General features: G+C 70.0%; 19 protein-coding genes. 3 read left to right on the forward strand and 16 right to left on the reverse strand.

Annotated elements, in window-relative coordinates:
* Window positions 1-117: 117 nt before the first annotated feature.
* The 5 genes from K4L06_RS04305 to K4L06_RS04325 all read right to left on the reverse strand — a co-directional run bounded on the left by K4L06_RS04305 (window position 118) and on the right by K4L06_RS04325 (window position 3522).
* Complete coding sequence (locus tag K4L06_RS04305; protein ID WP_221670221.1) at window positions 118-1203, reverse strand: saccharopine dehydrogenase NADP-binding domain-containing protein; 1086 nt, start codon at window positions 1201-1203, stop codon at window positions 118-120.
* Entirely contained in the window at window positions 1200-2120 is a 921-nt protein-coding gene (locus K4L06_RS04310; RefSeq protein ID WP_343225725.1) for an alpha/beta hydrolase, read from the reverse strand. Before K4L06_RS04310 ends, K4L06_RS04305 begins: the two co-directional genes overlap by 4 nt.
* Window positions 2117-2254 carry a hypothetical protein gene (locus K4L06_RS04315; RefSeq protein WP_221670223.1) on the reverse strand — a complete coding sequence of 46 codons (138 nt, stop codon included), beginning with the start codon at window positions 2252-2254 and terminating at the stop codon, window positions 2117-2119. The genes K4L06_RS04310 and K4L06_RS04315 overlap by 4 nt, the downstream gene beginning before the upstream one ends.
* Window positions 2255-2369: 115 nt before the next feature.
* Window positions 2370-3206, reverse strand: a complete 837-nt coding sequence (locus tag K4L06_RS04320; RefSeq protein ID WP_221670224.1) for an AraC family transcriptional regulator — start codon at window positions 3204-3206, stop codon at window positions 2370-2372.
* Window positions 3193-3522 (reverse strand): DUF2834 domain-containing protein, encoded by a 330-nt coding sequence (locus tag K4L06_RS04325; protein WP_221670225.1) that lies wholly within the window; start codon window positions 3520-3522, stop codon window positions 3193-3195. Before K4L06_RS04325 ends, K4L06_RS04320 begins: the two co-directional genes overlap by 14 nt.
* A gap of 366 nt (window positions 3523-3888) precedes the next feature.
* Between K4L06_RS04325 and K4L06_RS04330 the strand changes: the two genes are divergently transcribed.
* A complete protein-coding gene (locus K4L06_RS04330; protein WP_221670226.1) occupies window positions 3889-5973 on the forward strand; it encodes a hypothetical protein in 2085 nt (694 codons plus the stop codon).
* A 43-nt stretch (window positions 5974-6016) separates the two neighbouring features.
* Here the strand turns inward: K4L06_RS04330 and K4L06_RS04335 are convergent, their stop codons facing one another.
* Window positions 6017-6454, reverse strand: coding sequence for a hypothetical protein (locus tag K4L06_RS04335; RefSeq protein WP_221670227.1), 438 nt, complete (start codon window positions 6452-6454; stop codon window positions 6017-6019).
* On the reverse strand, window positions 6451-7098 hold the full coding sequence (locus tag K4L06_RS04340; protein WP_221670228.1) for a DUF5671 domain-containing protein: 648 nt from the start codon (window positions 7096-7098) through the stop codon (window positions 6451-6453). The genes K4L06_RS04335 and K4L06_RS04340 overlap by 4 nt, the downstream gene beginning before the upstream one ends.
* A gap of 407 nt (window positions 7099-7505) precedes the next feature.
* Here K4L06_RS04340 and K4L06_RS04345 point away from each other — a divergent pair, with 407 nt between their 5' ends.
* Window positions 7506-8462, forward strand: a complete 957-nt coding sequence (locus tag K4L06_RS04345; protein ID WP_221670229.1) for a GAF domain-containing protein — start codon at window positions 7506-7508, stop codon at window positions 8460-8462.
* Between the two features lie 9 nt (window positions 8463-8471).
* Here the strand turns inward: K4L06_RS04345 and K4L06_RS04350 are convergent, their stop codons facing one another.
* From K4L06_RS04350 to K4L06_RS04360, 3 genes are all read right to left on the reverse strand, one after another.
* Window positions 8472-9452, reverse strand: coding sequence for a hypothetical protein (locus tag K4L06_RS04350; RefSeq protein WP_221670230.1), 981 nt, complete (start codon window positions 9450-9452; stop codon window positions 8472-8474).
* Window positions 9453-9640: 188 nt separating this feature from the next.
* A complete protein-coding gene (locus K4L06_RS04355) occupies window positions 9641-11092 on the reverse strand; it encodes an HNH/ENDO VII family nuclease (protein WP_221670231.1) in 1452 nt (483 codons plus the stop codon).
* 168 nt (window positions 11093-11260) lie between these two features.
* Window positions 11261-12310 (reverse strand): alpha/beta hydrolase, encoded by a 1050-nt coding sequence (locus tag K4L06_RS04360; RefSeq protein WP_255594983.1) that lies wholly within the window; start codon window positions 12308-12310, stop codon window positions 11261-11263.
* Window positions 12311-12542: 232 nt separating this feature from the next.
* Here K4L06_RS04360 and K4L06_RS04365 point away from each other — a divergent pair, with 232 nt between their 5' ends.
* Window positions 12543-13355 (forward strand): alpha/beta hydrolase, encoded by an 813-nt coding sequence (locus K4L06_RS04365; protein WP_221670232.1) that lies wholly within the window; start codon window positions 12543-12545, stop codon window positions 13353-13355.
* A gap of 67 nt (window positions 13356-13422) precedes the next feature.
* Here the strand turns inward: K4L06_RS04365 and K4L06_RS04370 are convergent, their stop codons facing one another.
* From K4L06_RS04370 to K4L06_RS04395, 6 genes are all read right to left on the reverse strand, one after another.
* Window positions 13423-13938 carry a hypothetical protein gene (locus K4L06_RS04370; RefSeq protein ID WP_221670233.1) on the reverse strand — a complete coding sequence of 172 codons (516 nt, stop codon included), beginning with the start codon at window positions 13936-13938 and terminating at the stop codon, window positions 13423-13425.
* 246 nt (window positions 13939-14184) lie between these two features.
* Window positions 14185-14382, reverse strand: a complete 198-nt coding sequence (locus K4L06_RS04375) for a hypothetical protein (RefSeq protein ID WP_221670234.1) — start codon at window positions 14380-14382, stop codon at window positions 14185-14187.
* Window positions 14383-14453: 71 nt separating this feature from the next.
* The gene (locus K4L06_RS04380) at window positions 14454-15299 is read right to left on the reverse strand and encodes an N-acyl homoserine lactonase family protein (RefSeq protein WP_221670235.1); all 846 of its coding nucleotides are present in this window, start codon (window positions 15297-15299) and stop codon (window positions 14454-14456) included.
* A gap of 45 nt (window positions 15300-15344) precedes the next feature.
* Entirely contained in the window at window positions 15345-15968 is a 624-nt protein-coding gene (locus K4L06_RS04385) for a TetR/AcrR family transcriptional regulator (RefSeq protein WP_221670236.1), read from the reverse strand.
* Between the two features lie 319 nt (window positions 15969-16287).
* Window positions 16288-16557, reverse strand: a complete 270-nt coding sequence (locus tag K4L06_RS04390; RefSeq protein ID WP_221670237.1) for a hypothetical protein — start codon at window positions 16555-16557, stop codon at window positions 16288-16290.
* Window positions 16550-16879, reverse strand: a complete 330-nt coding sequence (locus K4L06_RS04395) for a hypothetical protein (RefSeq protein ID WP_221670238.1) — start codon at window positions 16877-16879, stop codon at window positions 16550-16552. Before K4L06_RS04395 ends, K4L06_RS04390 begins: the two co-directional genes overlap by 8 nt.
* Window positions 16880-17483 lie beyond the last annotated feature (604 nt).

Below are 17483 nucleotides of genomic sequence, written 5' to 3' on the forward strand. Positions count from 1 at the left end.
GAATATCGCGTCGCCACGCCGGCGCCGCTTGGCGACGGCGTTCACCGTGCAGCGCAGTTGGCTTACAAACGTCATGTCGCGACCGGATTGCGACCGCGTGCGCAGCGCGCGCGGCGATCAGGCTTCGGCGCCGGCTTCGCTGCGCGCAGCGGCTTCGACCGCGACGACGAAGTCCGGATCGGCGATCGCGAGCGCGGACAGCATCGCGCCGGCATCGCCGGCCTGCGCCGGCGCGATCACGCCGCGCCCCGCTCCCCGCAAGGCCCGCTCCATGGTCTCCACCACCAACGGCGCGCTGATCGCGTAGATGTCGCGGCCCTGGGCGCAGGCGCGGCGCTCCTCGCCGCCGCGGCGGACCAGCACCTCGACCGCGAAGCGCTGCGCCGAACGTCCGCTGGCGTCGGCCGGGCGCGGCGGCGGCGTGGCCTGGTCGCGCAGGTCCTGCAACGGCGCCAGGTTCATGTAGGAATGCAGTCGCCGGCACGACAGATGGCGCGACACGGTGACGACTTCCGACAAGGGCAGCAGGGTCATCGGCTGGGCGCCGAACGGCGCCTGGAACCGCCAGTCGCGCTGCGGCGGCGGAGTCGGCACCAGAGCCTCGCGTCCGTCCTCGATCACCCAGCGCGGCACCTGGTTGCGCTGGCCGGTGAGGCGGGTGCCCAGGGTCGGCTGCCAGGAGTCCAGCGCCACCGCGATCTCGATCGCGTCGGCCTCGCTCCAGTCGGCGCAGGCGGCGCTGGCGAGCAGGTCGGCCAGGCCGCCGTAGAACGCGGCCGCCGGCACCGCGACGATGCCGGCGGCGATCGCCTCGTCGTGGCGCCGGTAGGCCGCGGCGACCGCGGCCTGTTCCGCGCACACGTCGAAGTAGCCGATGCCGGCGCGCAGAGCCGCGTCCAGCACCGGCGCACCGGTGTCGAGGAAGGGGCCGGCGCAGTGGATCACCGCCTGCGCGCCGGCCAGGGCGCGATCCAACGCCGCCGCATCGTCGGTGGCGGCGACCGCGATCTCCAGATCCGGGAAGTCCGTCCTAAGCGCCTGCAGCTGCGCGCCATCGCGACCGCACAGGCGCGGCGTCCAGCCGCGCCGCAGCAGCTCGGCGACGACGAAGCGGCCGGTGTGGCCGTAAGCGCCGTAGACCGCCACCGGCGCGGCCGGGTCCGCCGCACCGGTTCGCTGCCCCTGGATCGTCGCTGCGCTCATGCTCGCGCCCCTTCGACGGCAGCGGCTTCGACGGCGGTCTTCGCCGGCGCCACCGCGGCGGCGTGCCAATGCGCGCGCAGTTCGCGGTTGAACTCGGCCGGACGCTCTTCGGGAAAGAAGATCCGCGCCCCGTCGAACTCGACCCGGCGCCGGGTGCCGGGAATGGTCTGCTGCAGCCAATGCGACCATTGCAGCGGGAAGTACACATCGTCGCTGCCCCAGGCGATCAGGGTCGGCGCCTGCAGCCGGCGCAGGCCGTCCTCGATCGCCAGAGTGTGGCGGCAGTCGAACGCGCCGACGAAGCGCTCCAGCTCGCCCAGCCGCTGCGGCGAGCGCAGGAACGGACGCAGATAGGTTTCGATGGTGTCGTCCTCGACCGACTGCGGCCGCTCATAGGCCGGCCCCAGCGCCTGCGGCGAACGGAACACGTCCTTGTCGGCCAGCATCGCCGCCAGGGTGTCGCCCAGCCCGCCGGCGGCGACCATCGCCACGAACGGCTGGAACGCTTCCGGCGGCCAGTTGTCGTGCGCATCGCAGTTGCTCAGGGTCAGGCTGCGCAGGCGCTGCGGATACAAGGCGGCGAAAATCTGGCAGATGCCGCCGCCGCTGTCGTTGCCGACCAGGTCGACCCGGTCGATGCCGAGCGCGTCGAGGAACTGCGCCAGCATGTGCGCGTTCGCGGTCACCGACAGGTCCTGGCCGGGGGCGGCCTCGGTGTGGCCGTGGCCGAGCAGGTCCGGGGCGATGCAGCGGCGCACCTCGCTCAGCTCGTCGAGCTGATGCCGCCACAGGTAACCGTTGAGCAGCACGCCGTGGACGAACAGGGCCACCGGGCCGCTGCCGCGCTCGACGTAGCCGATCTCGCCGGACGGCGTCGCCACCGTCCGGCGCGCGGCGAAGAAGTCGGCGCCGCTCACGGCTGCGCCTGCGCTTCGCGCAGCTTCTGCGCGCATTCTTCGCAGCAGACCTCGACCGTTTCGCCGCCGATCCGCACTTCGATCGCGTTCTCGTCCAGCGGATAGTCGCAGGCCGCGCAAGTCTTCTCGTTCATGATGTTCTCCGGTTCTCGCCCGTCGATCGGGCGAACACAGGAGACCATCGGCGCGCCGGCGGCGCTGTCGGAATCTTTAGCGATCGTCGCGGCGGCCTGGCGGCGACGGGCGCGCTCAGCCGCTCTTGGCGCGCGCGGTCTGGCGGAACGCGCTCGGGCTGCGCCCGTAGGCCTGCTTGAAGGCGGCGGCGAAATGGCTGTGGCTGGAGAAGCCCAGGTCCTGGGCCAGCGCCGACATGTCCGGCGCATCGGCGACCAGATCCAGCGCCCGCGCCAGCCTCAAGCGCAGGTGGTAGCGGTACAAGGGCACGCCCTCGACCTGCTGGAAGGCCTGGGTCAGGTACACCGCCGAACCGCCGATCTCCGCGGCGATTTCGTCCAGGCTCCAACGCCGGCCTAAGTCGCTGGCGAGCAACACCTTGACCCGGTCCACCAGCCGCCGCCGCGCCGGCCCGCCGCCGCCGTCGTGGGTCGAGCGCGGCCCCAGGGTGCGGCAGACCAGGGTCAGGGCCAGGCTTTCGGCCTCCAGCGGTTCGATATGGCGGTGCTCCAGGCTGTGGCGCAGCAAGGCGACCAGGGCCTGGGCGCGCGGATCGATCTGCAGCGCCTGGCGCCGGAACGCGAGCTCGTCGCGGGCCTGCAGCAGGCCCGCAGGCGCCAGCTCGCGCAGCAAGGGTTGCGATATCGCCAGCACCAGGCTGGCGTCGCCGCCGCTGACCGGGTGGCTGACCTGATAGCCCTCGCCGGCGTTGAACAACAAGGCATGGTTGGCGTCGGCGACCGACTGGTCGCTGCCGACATGGCGCAGATACAGGCCGCGATAGGGAAACACCAGGTGGGTGGCCGAGACGCACTCCTCGGCGCTGCGATGCCGGCACTCGCCGCGGCAGCGGACGTTGCGCACCGAGACGCTGGCGGTGTCGAGCAGGCGGCTGACTTCAAACTCGGCCATCGCCGCCCCTCGCCGCCAGATGCCGCTCGCGCAACAGCAGGAACAAGGGCAGCGCCAGCGACACGCCGACGCCGAGCCCGAGCAGGGGCAGCCACAATCGGCGCATGCCCAGGCGCCGGCCCTCGGCCAGGACCAGCGCGACCACCGCCACGCCGGACACCAGCACGTCGCTCCAGGCGAACGCGGCGACCGGGTTGGCGGCCGCCTGCCGAAGCATCAGCGGCAGGTCCAGGCCGTGGGCCGCCAGCCACGGCGCGAACTGCGCCAACGGCCATAGCGTGCCGGCTACGCACAGCAGGGCATACACGACGCGCACGCGACCTCCGGCTTGGACAGGGCAATCGGTTCGGCGACGAGCATAGACGCCGGGCGCCGCAGGCACCATGGCGAGCGACGGGACGAAGTTTTGCGGCGGCATGGCCTTGCGGCCGCCTGCACCGTCATTGGATCCCGGATCCGCAGGCGGCGCTGTCGGAATCTTTAGCCATGCGCCCGGCGACCGCCGCTGCGCGAAGCGGCCTGTGCGGTCTCAGAACAAGCTGCGAACTCGTCGGCGATGCAATCGACTGGGATGAATGCGCCCGCGCAGGGGACGAACGCTGCGCGACCAGGGTCGTCCCTAGCTGCGAGCGCGCAGGCTGCGGCCTGTAATCGCAGTCCGCTTCCCCACCATGGAGTCGTCATGTACCCGGATGGAATCCGCCCGCAACGCCCCGCGCAGCTGCCCTCGGCCGCGTCCGACCCCAAACCCGGCGACGCCGTCGCGACCGCGCCGAGCGCGCCCAGCGATCCGCCCACCGCGCCGGCCACGCCGGTCGACGAGGCCGCGCGCAAGTACGACCAGGCCCAGGACAATCTGGACAGCTTCAACCGCACCTGGTCGGCGCAGGCCGTGCGCAACGACCCCGACTTGCAGGAACTGCGCGCCGGCTACCAGAAACAGGTCGACCACGGCCGCGGCGAACTCAAGCAGGCGATCGAAGCCGAGATCAAGGCCGGCTATCAGCGCGAGTTCGACGCGCGCCCGACCGGCGCGGTCTACGACGGCAAGAGCATCGAATTCCACGGCCGGGCGATCGCCGAGCGCTATGCCGGCGATCCGCAGATGCAGGCCCAGGTCGAAGCGCTGGTACTGGAGATCAAGACCGACCACGAAGTCAATTCGACCCTGCAGATCGCCCAGTCGTTCGACGACCCGCGCCAGGCGCTGTCGTACCTGGGCGGCGCCATGCCCGGCTTGTCGCCGCAAGCGCAGCAGCGATTGGCCGGCAACGAGGAGATCCGCGGCTGGAGGCAGCAACTGGGCCAGGACGACGGCGAAGCGGTGGCCAAGGCCTGGACCGAGTTCCAGGACACCGACCCGCAGCGACCGGATTACCTGCAAAAACGCGAGGCGCTGCGCACCGCGCTGGACGCGTTGCGCGCCAACGGCGGCGATGCGACCTACGCCGAGGCCGCGCTCAAGGCGATCGGAGCGCAGAACCTGCACGACATCGTCGGCGTGTTCCCGCCCGACATCCGTGCCGACAACCCCTACCTGACTCCCGGCAACTTCGACTTCGTCAAGGACCACTTCGGCCCGCTGGCGCAGTTGGTCGCCAGCGCCGATCGCGGCGGCGTGCTGCCGGGCGAGATCCGCCAGGCGCTGCTGAACACCGGCATCGCCGAACTGGCGGTGTTCCTGCGTTCCTCGCCGCAGACCGAGGGCCTGATGCGCGACGCCCTGCAGCAGGCCCTGCAGCGCGCCGGCTCGCCGCTGGGCCAGTTCGCGCTGCAGCAGCTGATGGTCGGCATGGACCAGCACCCCAGACTGATGCAGGAGCTGTTGGCCGACCCGAAGTCCCGCGAGCAGTTGTTCGACACCAACCTGTTCGGGCCCGATCGCGGCACGAACTACGAAGCCGACCTGGCGCGCGCGCTCGGCGCCGCCCTGACTCCGGGACGCGGCGACGCGCAACTGCAGCAGCAGGCCTGGACCGGGCTGATCGGCGCCGCCCAGGACGGTGGCTTCCGCGGCAAGGTCAACGATCATCCGCAACTGGCCCAGGCGATGGCCGAACAGTTCAAGGTCTACCTGCCCTGGGCGGCGAACCGGCAGGCGCAGGAGTACTCGGCCAACTACGGTACGCCGAGCCTGGCCGCCGGCGCGCCGACCCTGTCAAACCAGATCAACGTCGACCAGCTGACCAACTTCCTCGGCGTGCTCAGTTCCGACCCCAAGGCGATGCAGAGCCTGCTCGACGAAACCGCGCGGCTGTTCCAGCAAGGCGGTCTCGCCGGCCTCACTCCGGAGTTGCTCAGCCAGGGCAACGCCCTGCAGTTGCAGGGCAAGCTGGCCAGCGACTTCTCGCTGTACGCGCTGGTGATGTCGGGGTTGACCCGCGCCGATATCGACGAACAGGATCGCCGCGACGCGATGGCCGACGCGATGAAGACCCTGGTGGTCGGCTACGGCCTGATGCTGGTGCCCGGGACCAAGGCCGTCGGCCCGCTGATCGACGTGGCGCTGTCGCAGTTCACCACGCCGCTGTCGAAGGACCTGGCCGGTTTCCTGCAAAAGCTCGGCGACGGCCAACAGGTCGACGGCAAGCAGATGTACGAACTGACCACCCGGCTGGTGCGCGAAAGCGTCGAGCAACGGCTGGCCCAGCTCGCGCCCGGCATGCCCGCCGACGAACGCAAGGGATTGGTCAACGACATCATGAACCAGTTCGACTCGACCACCTTGCGCGAGATGATCGAGGAGTTCTGGAAGGGCATCAACTGACGCGCTCCGCCGGCGCCCCGCACGACCCGGGGCGCCGCGGCGCTCAATCGGCCTGCTTGGCCGCGTCCAGCTCGTAGCAATGGCGGCCGGCCGGGTGGCGCCAATCCGATTGGATGCCGTAGTGGCCGGCGTCGCGGCGGCGCTCGTCGCCGGTGTCGGTGGCGAAGTTCGCGCACAGCCGGTAGCGGCCGGCCGCGCCGGGCTGGTAAGCGTAGGGTTGCGCGGTGTCCGGATCGGCCACCGACAAGGCCACGCCGGGCTGCGCCGCCAACGCCGGCAGGTCGTCGGGCAGGCGGTTGTTGGCCTGCCAGTATTCGCGCAGCTCGCGCTTGATCTGCTGCAGCTCGTGCGCCCGCCTCTGGTCCAGGCGCAGGTCGCGCTGCGTCTCCGGCCCGCCCATGATCGCCACCGCGGCGATGCACGAGGCGGCCACCGCGGCGCCGACGACCATCAACAGCCAACGTCCGACCGGCGCGCTCATGCCTGATTCTCCTCTCGACGCAGATCCCACAGGTAGTAACCGAAGATGGTCCCGGCGATCGCGCCGACCGCCAGCGACTTCATCGCGAAGCGCAGGCTGATCTCGCCGCCGAGCAGGTTGTAGACCAGCACCGTCATGTCGCCGACCAGCACCGTCGCGGCCAGGAACAGGGTCAGATAGGTCAGCCAGCGCCGCACCGGCGACAGCCGCTTGATCGGATGGCGGGCGACGTCGCGGGCGACCCGGTGGGCGACGAAGGCGAACACCGGGAAGCCGATGCTCAGCGCCGACACCGACCAACGCAGCGAGTCGTCGATGCTGCGCCGCCAATAGCCGAAATCGTCGACCGCGTCCGGCCAGGCCAGGTTGATGAAATCGAACCACAGGCTGCCGAGGCTGCAGGCGACCAGGTACAGGGTCGAAAACAGCACCAGATAGGCGAAGGCCTCGCGCGCCGACAGCGAAGCGCGCGGCTTGGGCACCGGCAGGACGAAGCCGACGTCGGCATAGGCCTCCAGTGCGCCGCGGGTCTGTTCGGCGCTCCAGCCCGCCGCGGCCAAGGCCTGCGCGGTGGCCTCCTTGCTTTGTCCGCGCATCAGGGCCTCGCGGACGAAGCCCTCCAGTTCCTGACTGCCCCCGGCCATGATCGGCGACTCCGTGAGAAGGACGCCCCGACCTTAGCAAGGCCGGCGCCGCCGCGGAGCCCGGCCGAAACAAGTAGCGCAAAACGATACCCGCAGGCGCCCCGGCCGCGCCCTGCCCGCTGCGTCCGGGAACTTGCGCGCGCAAGCGGCATGGATCGCGCCCCGATCCGGCGCACGCTGCGCCGATCTTCGCCGACGCGTCGGCCATCGGCGGACTGCCGTCCTCCGCCCGCGCGCCGTGCGCCACTGCCTGCGCAGGCCGCGCCCGCCGACGAGATGCGCCGGCGCGTGACATCGAGCGCCATGCGTAGCGTTCGCTGTACGGCAGATTCACTCTTCGCTAACGGCGGATCGGCGATGACTGAACTCGTCCGCGAGCCGCGCGCTCGCTTCATCCTCGGTTGCCCATGCCCACCGCCGCCAGCCGTCCCGCTGCTGCCCCGCCCAGCGCGATCCCGGAGAGCGAACGCCAACGCGCGCTCGACCGGTTGCGCATCGTCGACAGCCTGCCCGAGCCGGTCTACGACGATCTGGTCAAACTCGCCGCCACCGTCTGCGACACGCCGATCGCGCTGGTCTCGCTGATCGATCGCGACCGGCAGTGGTTCAAGGCCCGGGTCGGCCTGGACGACCGCGAGACCGCGCGCAGCGTCGCAGTCTGCGATCACGCGATCCGCAGTCCGGGCGCGCTGCTGGAAGTGCCGGACCTGGCGCGCGACCCGCGCTTCGCCGACCTGCCGGTGGTGGAGAACGAGATCGCCCGCTTCTACGCCGGCGCGCCGCTGGTCACCGACGAGGGCGTGGCGATCGGCACCGTATGCGTGCTCGACAACGAACCGCGCGAACTCGAGCCGCGCCAGCGCCAGGCCTTGGAATCGCTGTCGCGGATCGCGATGGAACTGATCGACGCGCATGCCCGCGAGCACCAGGCCGAAGTCGGCGCGCTGCTGGCCAAACCGGCCGCGGCCGAGCCGCCGGCGGCCGCCGCTGCCGCCGAACCCTATACGGTGGCGATCCTGGAACTGCAGAACTACGCCGGCACCGTCGAGCGGCTGGGCGAGCGCGCGACCGAGAAAGCGATGGAAACCCTGGGCCTGTCCCTGGAGCACTGCCTGCGCCCCGAACTCGGCGATCACATCGACCGGGTCACCTCCAGCCCCGAATTCGTCGCCACCCTGAGCGGCGGCGACGTCGAAGCGCGGATCGAAGCCTTGCGCGGCACCGTCGAACGCCATCGCGGCAACGGCCTGACGGTGCTGCTCGGCAGCGCCGCGGCTAGCAGCGCCGAGGAAGCGCCCAGCGCGGTGTTCCTGCGCGCGGACGCGGCCCTGAGCCGGGAGAAGAACCGGCTCAAGGCCGCCTGAGCGGCGCGGCTACAGCGGCGGCAGTTCGTCGCAATCCGGCTCTTCCGCCGCGACCGCGGCCGGCGCCGGTTGCGGCGCGCGCACCGGCGCGCTCAGGCCAGGAGTCGGCGCGCACGCCAGCAGCGGCGGCGCCAGCGCCGTACCGCTCCATGCCGAGGCATCGCGCGTCGCCGCCGTCGAGGCCGCACTGAGATCGCGCATGAAGTCGACGGTCTCGGCGACCCAGGCGCGATTGCTGCCTACGGTCTGCGAACACTGCACCGGGCTCCAGACGACGAAGCCGCCGGCCTTGACGCCGAGTTGGTCGAGCTGGCGGCGCCAGCGATCGGCCGGCAGATAGGCCGGGTTCGGATTCTGGCCGCAGGTCGCTTCGTACTGCGGTCGGATGTACGGAATCAACGGCTTGCTCGAATCGACGTTGCGCGCCGAAGCGACCCGGTTGTCGAGCCGGCGCTCCCAGGTCGCCTGGTCCAGGGTGGTCGCGGTGTACAGGTGCGGAAAGAAACCGTCCTGGTACTGGGCCAGATCGCGCGCGCAGTCCAGGTACTGATCGGTGTTCGGGCCGAGCAGGTCGTAGGCGCCGATCATCCGACCCGGCGCGGCCTCGCGCGCCCACAGGAACAACTGGCGCCAGATCCGGTAGCGCAGGTGGGCCTTGGCCGGGTCGACGTTCTTGATCCAGATGTTCTCGAAATCGAGCACGATCGGGCCGGGGTGCTTGTCCGCGGCCGCCGCCACGGCGGCCTTGAACGCGGCCTGGCGCGGCAGCTTGTCGATTACGGTGCAATCGGCCCATTCCTGCGCCTGGTAGACGATGTTCGATTTGATCAGGCCGGCCTCGCCGACCAGGTCGACGTCCTGGTAGCGGCTGTTGTCGTAAGCATGGAAGACGCGGCCGAGCGTGCCGGTCTGCGCCTGCGCGCCGTTGAGGCCGCAGGCGGCCAATGCCAGCGCGAGCGCGCCGGTCCTTCGCAATCCAGAGAGGGGCATGTCGCGGGGTCCTTGCGATATCGGCCGCGCGCCGGGCATGGCGCGCAGCCAGGGGGAGCCCGGATTCTAGCCAGCGCCACCGTTCGCTACGATGTCGCGAAGACGACCGCGCGCACCGTTTCGAGCATTCGTTCGCGCGCATGCGCCGTGCGCGGCCATCCGGCCACGCACGGCACGACCATCGGCGCTTACTGCATCATCGTGCGCGCGTTGTTCTGGTGTTGCTGCTGCGCATTGTGGACCGGGTTCTGCTGCTGCGGCAGCTCTTCCAGCTTGAACGTGCTGATCCCGACGGACTGGCTCATCGCTTCCTGCTTGGCCACGGGCGCTAGGCCCAGCGGATGCTGCTGCGAGCCATGCACCGCGAACAGGGTCTGGCCGTCGATGCTCTGCGCCACCGAGTCGATCGCGCCCAAGTTCCCCTGCCGCGCCGCGACCACCAGCGCGCCGGCCGCGTTCTGGCGTTGCTCGCCGCTCATGTTGCGGCCGAAGTCGGTCTGGCCGAGCTTGTCCAGGACATCGTCGTACTGCGCTTTAAGCGGATGGCCGTCCTCGTTCAGCCACGGCATCGGCTGATAGGTCCGTCCCAGGTCGCGGGCCTGCTGGGCCAGGTCCTGCGGCAAGTCCTCGTCCATCGCGTCCGGATCGAGGAAGCCATCGAACTCGCCCGGGATCTCCGCTTCCTCGAAGTCGCGGTACTCGTTGTGGATGTCGACTTCGAATTCGTGCGAGCTGTTGGTGCTGCGGCTTACCAGGCGCAGATTGGACACGTCGTTGTAGGCGTCCAGGGCGTCGGCCTTGCTGAGCGAACCGTTGGGCGCGTGCTTGAGCATCTCCTGCGACAGCAGCTCGAACGGCACATGATGGTCGATGTCCAGCGCATCGCGGGTGCACAGCTGGCCCGAGGCGGCGCAGCGGAACAAGGGCACCGTTTGCACGTCGCCGGCCTGGTTGGTCAGGTTCACGCTGCCGGCGTAGGAACGGCCCAGCTCGGCCTCGAACCACTGGCCGAGCACCTTGCTGTCGAAGCTCAGTCCCTTGCGGCCGTCGTCCGGCGACCAGGACTGGCCCAGGGTGGTCTGGGTGCGCCGGGCCTGATCGCGGTCGGGATCGAAGCCGGGGCGGTCGGCGTCGGGATCGAAACCGAAACGCCGGTCGACCCAGGTCTTCCACTCCTCCGAATCGGCGCCGTAGTGGCTGAGCACATGGTCGGCGCTGTCGCGGGCGCGGTTGATCACCGACGGCAGCATGCGCAGATTGTCGACGTCGTTGTAGGCCATGTGCGCTTCGGCATGGCTGGCCACGCCGAGCTTGTCGAAATGATCGCGCCACTGGCTGATGTGGTCGATGTCCAGCGCATCGGTGCTGTGCCAGCTGTTGCTGTCGGCATGATGGTAGAGCAGCACGCTGCCGATATTGGGCAGCGTGGCCTGCTGCGGCTGCATGTGCTGCAGCGCCCAGTCGTTGCGCATGTACTCCACGGTCGAGTCGTAGAAGCCGATGCTCGAACGCGTGTCGGCCGCAGTCCACGGTTTGACCTGCAGACCGTGGCCGTGCTGGGTCGGCGCCAGGTCGTCCCAGCTGACCAGACGCACCTGCTCGCCGCTGCTCAGGGTCTTGCTCTCGAATTGGTATCCCATGGCGTCGCTCCTGGTTGGCCGGCCGTTTTACGTTCGCCTTTACGCGAAATCCGCACCGCGCCGGCCATCTGTGGCCACCGCCGCGGGCGCGGCCAGGGAGACGACGCAGCGAGCCTATCCAGGCCGCAAACCCCGCCGCCAACGGGTCGACGCTCTACCGCGACTGGATCAGCGGACCTTGGGCTTCGATGCCGGGGGCTTCGATGCCGGCGGGTCCTGCGCGCGCAGCAGTTCGCGCACCGCGTCGGCCACGGCTTGCGGCCGGTCCAGCGGCACCTCGTGGGAGCTGCCAGGCAGGTCCACCCGCCGACTGGCGCTGGACGCTGCGAGGATGCGCTGGTGGGTTTGAGTGCGCGCCTGCTGCAATACCGCGCGCGCCTCCTCCGGAACGCCCGCATAAGCGGCGTCGGCGACCAGCATCCGCAACGGAATCGCGCCGTAGCTTTCGTCGGCCGGTACCGGCGCGGCGAACAGGCTGCGGTTGGACTCCAGCTCCGAGCGCAGGCTGCGCCAGTATCCGGGCTTGAGTTTACTGCTGCGAACGGCCTCGGCCACCGCCTCGCCCATCCACGGCGGCGGCGCGCGCAGGCAGCTCTGCGTCGCCGGTTCGGGCGTGTCCAGGCGGCCGGCCTGGGCCGCGCTTTCGCACGCCGTCAGCAGCGCATCGCGGCGTGCGCTCATCGCCGCATCCTGTTGTCGCCATTGCGCCGGCATCGCCGGCTCGGCGCCCTGCTCCGGCGGGTCGAGCAGGACCAGTCCGGCGACGCGCTGCGGATGCGTCTGCGCGTAGCGGCGGACGATATTGCTGCCCAGCGAATGCCCGACCAGCACGACCGGCGCGCGGCCGGCGGCGGCGCGCACTACCTGATGCAGGTCGGCGACGTCGGCAGCCAGATCGCGCGGCATCGGCCCCTCGTTGCTGAAGCCGTAGCCGGCACGGTCGTAGGCGCAGACCCGCGCCGCGTCCTGCAGCAAGGGCACGACCCGGTACCAGGTGGTGGAATCGGCGTTGCCGCCCGCTTCCAGCACCACCACCTGCGGCCCGCGGCCGAAGCAACGCAGGTTCAGGCGTCGGCCGGGCAGATCGATCGGGCGGCCCGGCTCGGCGTAATCCTCGGGGATTGGCGTTGGCGTCGGCGCGATCGCCGCGGACTCGGCGGAGACGGGCGTGCAGACGAACAGCGACATCAGCAGTACGGCCAAAGGCGACGGCTTCAAGGGCGTTCTCCTGGGTGGGCGATGGGCCCGCGCGGTCGCTGCGAGGCGCGGCGCGCGGACGACCGCGCGAGCTTAGCAAGCGGCTCATGCAGCGCGTCCGCGTCGGCGCCATCGTCGTTCATCCGCCGGCAGGCGATGCGCAGCCGCGCGATATCCGCGGGCCGCGACACCGGTTCGCCGGCGTATCATCGGAGCCAACGCCCCGCACAGCCCCGGGTCGCCGCCATCCCGCATGCCCGACATCGCCGTAGACGAACTTCGCATCGACACCGACCGCGGTCGGCTCTACGCCAAGCGCTGGAATCCCGCGCGCGGCCACGACGACGCTCCGATCGTGCTGTTCCACGACTCGCTGGGCTGCGTGCAGCTGTGGCGCGACTGGCCCGAACGCCTGGCCGCGGCCAGCGGGCGCGAGGTGATCGCCTACGACCGGCTGGGCTTCGGCCGCTCCGATCCGCATCCCGGCCGGCTCGCGGCCGACTTCGTCCACGACGAAGCCGAGCGCGATTTCCGCCGCGTGTGCGACGCCTTGGCGCTGTGCGAGTTCGTCGCCTTCGGCCACAGCGTCGGCGGCGGCATGGCGATCGCCTGCGCCGCGAGGTGGCCGCAGCAGTGCCGCGCGCTGATCACCGTCTCGGCGCAGGCTTTCGTCGAGGACCGCACCCTGGACGGCATCCGCGCCGCGCGCGAGGCGTTCGCCCGGCCCGGCGAACTCGAGCGGCTGCGCAAATACCACGGCGACCAGGCCGCCTGGGTGCTCGGCGCCTGGATCGATACCTGGCTGGCGCCGGACTTCGCCGACTGGAACCTGGACGAGGCCTTGCACCGAGTGGTCTGCCCGACCCTGGCGGTGCACGGCGACCAGGACGAATACGGCTCGCCCGCGCAACCGCAACGCATCGCCGCCCAGGTGCGCGGCCCGTCGACGCTCATGCTGCTGCCCGGCATCGGCCACGTGCCGCAGCGCGAGCGGCCGGAACTGGCCGACGACATCGCGCGCTGGCCGGGACTGGACCGAGGGCTGCGGAACGAGACCCCGAACTGAGGCATTCGGGATGGAAACGGCAGACGAAGCCCCGGGCGCGGCGGCCCGGCGCTTCGTCCCGATCCGCTCAGCCTTCGTACTTGCGATCGCCCTTGTACCAATCGCCGTCCGGGCGGCGATACCAGTCCGGCGACTGCGCCGGTCCGAGCGCGCCCGGACCGCTGCGGCTCTCGTCGATATAGGTGATCTTGTCGATCGGCACCCACACGTCGTGGTTGTAGGTGGTGCTGTACAAGGTCAGGCTGCCGGCGGCGAAATCCACGCTCTTGAGCTTGCCCTGCTTGGCGGTCTGGCAGATCGCGCCCGGGAACTGGCCCCAGATCATCAGGTACTCGCCGATCGGAATGCGCTTGATCTGGCCCTCGATGGTCTCCGGCTCGCTCTCGCCGTTGTCCACCTGCACGCCCTCGACCTGATCGAGCAGCAGCTTGAACGGTTCGCCGGATTCGACCATCAACACGTCCACCTGTTCGGCGGGAACATCCACGCTCTCGATGTAGGCGTCCAGGATCCGGCCGTCCTTCAGCCAGAAGATCGCGTAATCACCCGGCTTCATCGCTTCCAGCACTTGTTGTTCGCTCATGGTCTGCTCCCGGTCGTCGCGACATCGCGGCAAGCGGATGCTACGTCCGCTCCCGCGTGAAACGGTGTGCGCGCAGGCACGGCGGATCGCAGCGGCGATCACGAATCCAGGACGATTTTCGCGTTAGCCGATAAGCGGCACGATTCGGTTCTGTGATCGGCCGCCGGCCCGGCGCAGTCGCGGCCAACAAAAAAGCGGCCGGTCGAACCGGCCGCCTTCATGACGGACTCCGAGCGCTACGGCGGCTCAGTCGTCCTCGCCCTCTTCTTCCTCTTCCTCGTCTTCGTCCTCGTACGGCAGGCCCATCACGTACTGGATCCACGGCTCGCCGCCCGGACGCTGGCCGGTGCCGATCGCGAGGATGACCCAACCGTCCTGCAGGCGTTGATTGACGTCCGCCACCTGGTCGACCTGCACTACTTCTCCGATCGTCTCGAACTCCACGCGCATCGCTCCGGTGTGTGAAAGGGCGCCAGGATACGACACCGCGCCGCCGCCGATAAGCCAGCCGCCGATCAGTCCAGGTAGGCCGGCAGCACCGGCAGCTTCGCGAAGTCCTCGGTCGAGTGCTGGATCACCAGCCGGGCGCGGTGGTGGCGAATCAGGCCTTCGACGCGCTCGATCGAGGCCAGGGTATCGCTGCGGCTGACGTTGAACACCGGCATGCGGCGATGCTTGCGGTTCTCGTGCGAATGGAAGAGATCGCCCGACAGCACCACCGCGCCGCTGCGCGGCAGCTTGACCAGCAGCACCTGGTGGCCCGGCGAATGCCCGGGCGCCTTGAAGATCCGCACCGAGCCGTCGCCGAACACGTCGTGATCGCCGTCGATCAGCACGGTCTTGGCCTCCTGCCGGGCCTGGATCAGCTTGAGGTTGGTGCGCGCCGGCGCCGGCGTGGCGCTGAGCCATTCCAGTTCCTTGCGATTGACGATCCAGGTCGCGTTCTGCAGCCGGTTGGCGTTGCCGAGGTGGTCGCCGTGGCCGTGCGAGAACGCGAAATAGTCGATGTCGTCGAAGCTCAGGCCCAGTTGCTGCAGCTGCGAGGCCGCGGTCTTGGAGACGACGGCGCGGAACAGCGGCAGGCGCACGCCCTCGGGCGAGCCGGCGTGCTGGTCGCCGAGGCCGGCATCCCACAGCAGGTCGCCCTGGGGATGGCGGATCAGGAAGCACGACGCCATCAGCGTGCCCGGATGGCCTTCGTATTCGCCGGTGTCGGCGAACGGGGCCAGGTCGTCGAACTGAGCGCGGCCGCAATCGATCGCGTACAGGCGCAACTGTTGCGCCGCTTCGGCCGCCGGCGCCGACGAAAATGCGCCGCACAGGGCGAGCGCGAGCGAAAACCGCTTCAACCAAGAAGTCATGGCTTAGTCCTGAAAGATTTGAGGAGGGGGAGAATCGAAGGGGCGTCAGGCGCCGCCGGGCTGCGCCGGCTTGCGGCGACGGCGGACGACAGGCTGGGCTTGCTGCAACAACATCGCGGCGATCGCCTGCGCCGAGGCCGCGGGCGCGGCCGAACCGGTGCGCAGCGCGGTGACGATGGCGCCGTCGACCAATAACATCCATTGCTCCGCCAGCAGCGGCGCCCGGTCGACGCCGGCCTCGGCCAGCAGGCCGCGCAGATACTCGGTGACGCGCCGCTTGTGATCGTCGGCGATGAAGTGTCCGGCGTGGCTGCGGTCGGCCAGTTCGACCATCGAATTGATGAACAGGCAGCCGCGGAAATCGTCCCGGCCGAATCGCTCGGCCAGAGCATCGAACACCGCCAGCGGCCGGTCCTGCGGCCGCTCGCACAGGCGCTCCACCGCCTGCGCCAGCCAGCGCCGCCAGTCCTCGCCGCGCTGGGTCAGGATCGCCGCGACCAGGTCGCTCTTGGACGGGAAGTGCTTGTAGAAGCTGGCCTTGGCCACGCCGGAACGAGCGATGATCAGGTCCACCCCGACCGAGTGGATGCCCTGGGCGTAGAACAGCGCCGAGGCAGCCCGGAGGATGCGTTCGCGCGGGGAGTCGGCGGGGGCTGGGGCGGCGGGCATGGACGCAGTGTACAGACAGGTCTGTCTACGTCAAGTGCAGGAAGAAGCGAGGATGGGGGCGCCCGCAACACGCGCCCTTCCGGATCGCTCGCGCCAGCGAACCCGCCGTTCCTATCGGGCCTGGACCGCGGCAGCGGCCGCGTCGTCCTGGCGCAGCGCGGCGTCCGTCGCCGCGCTGGCAAACCTGGGCCCGCATCCCAGCGTACCGGGCCCGTGGCCGCACCAAGGTGCGCGAGCGCCGCCGCAGCGACGCTCGTTTGCGCGCGTCCGCCGTTGCAACGGTGCGGACCGCGATACCCGATGGCTGCGCCGGCGAGGCTCAGCCGGCGCTCTTCTTCGCCGCCAGTTGCTGCTTGGCCACGATCGCCGTCTTCTCCGACAGCTGCTTCTTGGCCTCGAGCTGCTGCTTGCCGACCAGGTCGGTCTTCTTCGCCAGCTGCTTCTTCGACTCGAGCTGCTGCTTGACCACCAGGTCGGCCTTGTTGGCCAGCTGTTTCTTGGCCTCCAGTTGCACCGCGCTGAGCTTCTCGGCTTTCACCGCCAATTGCTTCTTCGCTTCCAGTTGGGAAGCGGCGACCTTGTCAGTCATTTCGGCTCTCCTCTTCGGTATCGAACACGTGGCGCAATACGAAGGCCCGCTGATCCGCCGACAAGTCGGCGAGCAGGCCGTCGCGGGTCAGGGCTTCGTCCGGAAACACCTTGCATTCGGTCAGCGACGGATTCTGCCCGCTGGTCACCAGCCGCACCTGCTCGTGGAAGCCGGCTTCGCACAACTGCCCCAGCGGACAGGTGATGCAGGGGGTGCGGTCGCGGTCGGCGGGAAGATAGGCCTTCTCGCTGATGCAGTACTCCATGAACTCGGGGCCGTCGTAGCGCCGGCGCGGATCGACGTTGAAACCGGACACCTTCATGGCGATGCCTCCCCCTGGTTGGATCGCTGCTTGGATCGCTGCCTGGACCGTTGTTCGGATCGCGGCCCCGGCGGCGGTCGTCCGACCGCTGCGGCCGCCGCGCACGGGTGCAGGCGCGAGCCTCGCACCGATCCGCCTCGCGTTTCGCGCCGCCGGTAGCAGATAAGCGCGGCGGTATCTGCGGCCACGGTCCGCTGCCGACTGCGCGCCTGCGACGGACGCAAGCGCCTTTCCCTCGGCGGCCGCGGTTTTCCGATTCCGCCCACCGCTTGCCTCGCCGGCAAATCCGCCGCCGACGCGCCGCCTGCACACGCTTCTGCCAACGCCGCGCTGCCGCGCCTGCGGCCAAGCGACGCCGGACGATCCGACGGTCGGCATTCACGGGCCTCGCCCTACCGACGCTCACCTCAACGACCGCATCGCCCGGAGAGCTCCGCATGCAGCGCCCGTACCGTAGCCGCCGGCATCACGGCCCGCGGCGTGTGCCGCCGGCTCGGCCCAGACCGGTGCCGCGCGGCTTCCGCCGAAGTCGCGAGGACGACGAAGAAGAAAACGACGACGACGGCGACGACGAGGACCGCGAAGACGACGAACTGATCGGGCC

The sequence above is a fragment of the Lysobacter sp. BMK333-48F3 genome (assembly GCF_019733395.1).
In the GTDB taxonomy this organism is placed as follows: Bacteria; Pseudomonadota; Gammaproteobacteria; order Xanthomonadales; family Xanthomonadaceae; genus Lysobacter.

Coding starts and splice junctions, on each gene's coding strand:
- K4L06_RS04335 (WP_221670227.1), bottom strand. CDS start 6,454: ATGAGCGCGCCGGTCGGACGTTGGCTGTTGATGGTCGTCGGCGCCGCG.
- K4L06_RS04355 (WP_221670231.1), bottom strand. CDS start 11,092: ATGGGATACCAATTCGAGAGCAAGACCCTGAGCAGCGGCGAGCAGGTG.
- K4L06_RS04365 (WP_221670232.1), top strand. CDS start 12,543: ATGCCCGACATCGCCGTAGACGAACTTCGCATCGACACCGACCGCGGT.
- K4L06_RS04385 (WP_221670236.1), bottom strand. CDS start 15,968: ATGCCCGCCGCCCCAGCCCCCGCCGACTCCCCGCGCGAACGCATCCTC.
- K4L06_RS04350 (WP_221670230.1), bottom strand. CDS start 9,452: ATGCCCCTCTCTGGATTGCGAAGGACCGGCGCGCTCGCGCTGGCATTG.
- K4L06_RS04305 (WP_221670221.1), bottom strand. CDS start 1,203: ATGAGCGCAGCGACGATCCAGGGGCAGCGAACCGGTGCGGCGGACCCG.
- K4L06_RS04390 (WP_221670237.1), bottom strand. CDS start 16,557: ATGACTGACAAGGTCGCCGCTTCCCAACTGGAAGCGAAGAAGCAATTG.
- K4L06_RS04340 (WP_221670228.1), bottom strand. CDS start 7,098: ATGGCCGGGGGCAGTCAGGAACTGGAGGGCTTCGTCCGCGAGGCCCTG.
- K4L06_RS04380 (WP_221670235.1), bottom strand. CDS start 15,299: ATGACTTCTTGGTTGAAGCGGTTTTCGCTCGCGCTCGCCCTGTGCGGC.
- K4L06_RS04370 (WP_221670233.1), bottom strand. CDS start 13,938: ATGAGCGAACAACAAGTGCTGGAAGCGATGAAGCCGGGTGATTACGCG.
- K4L06_RS04320 (WP_221670224.1), bottom strand. CDS start 3,206: ATGGCCGAGTTTGAAGTCAGCCGCCTGCTCGACACCGCCAGCGTCTCG.
- K4L06_RS04395 (WP_221670238.1), bottom strand. CDS start 16,879: ATGAAGGTGTCCGGTTTCAACGTCGATCCGCGCCGGCGCTACGACGGC.
- K4L06_RS04315 (WP_221670223.1), bottom strand. CDS start 2,254: ATGAACGAGAAGACTTGCGCGGCCTGCGACTATCCGCTGGACGAGAAC.
- K4L06_RS04345 (WP_221670229.1), top strand. CDS start 7,506: ATGCCCACCGCCGCCAGCCGTCCCGCTGCTGCCCCGCCCAGCGCGATC.
- K4L06_RS04330 (WP_221670226.1), top strand. CDS start 3,889: ATGTACCCGGATGGAATCCGCCCGCAACGCCCCGCGCAGCTGCCCTCG.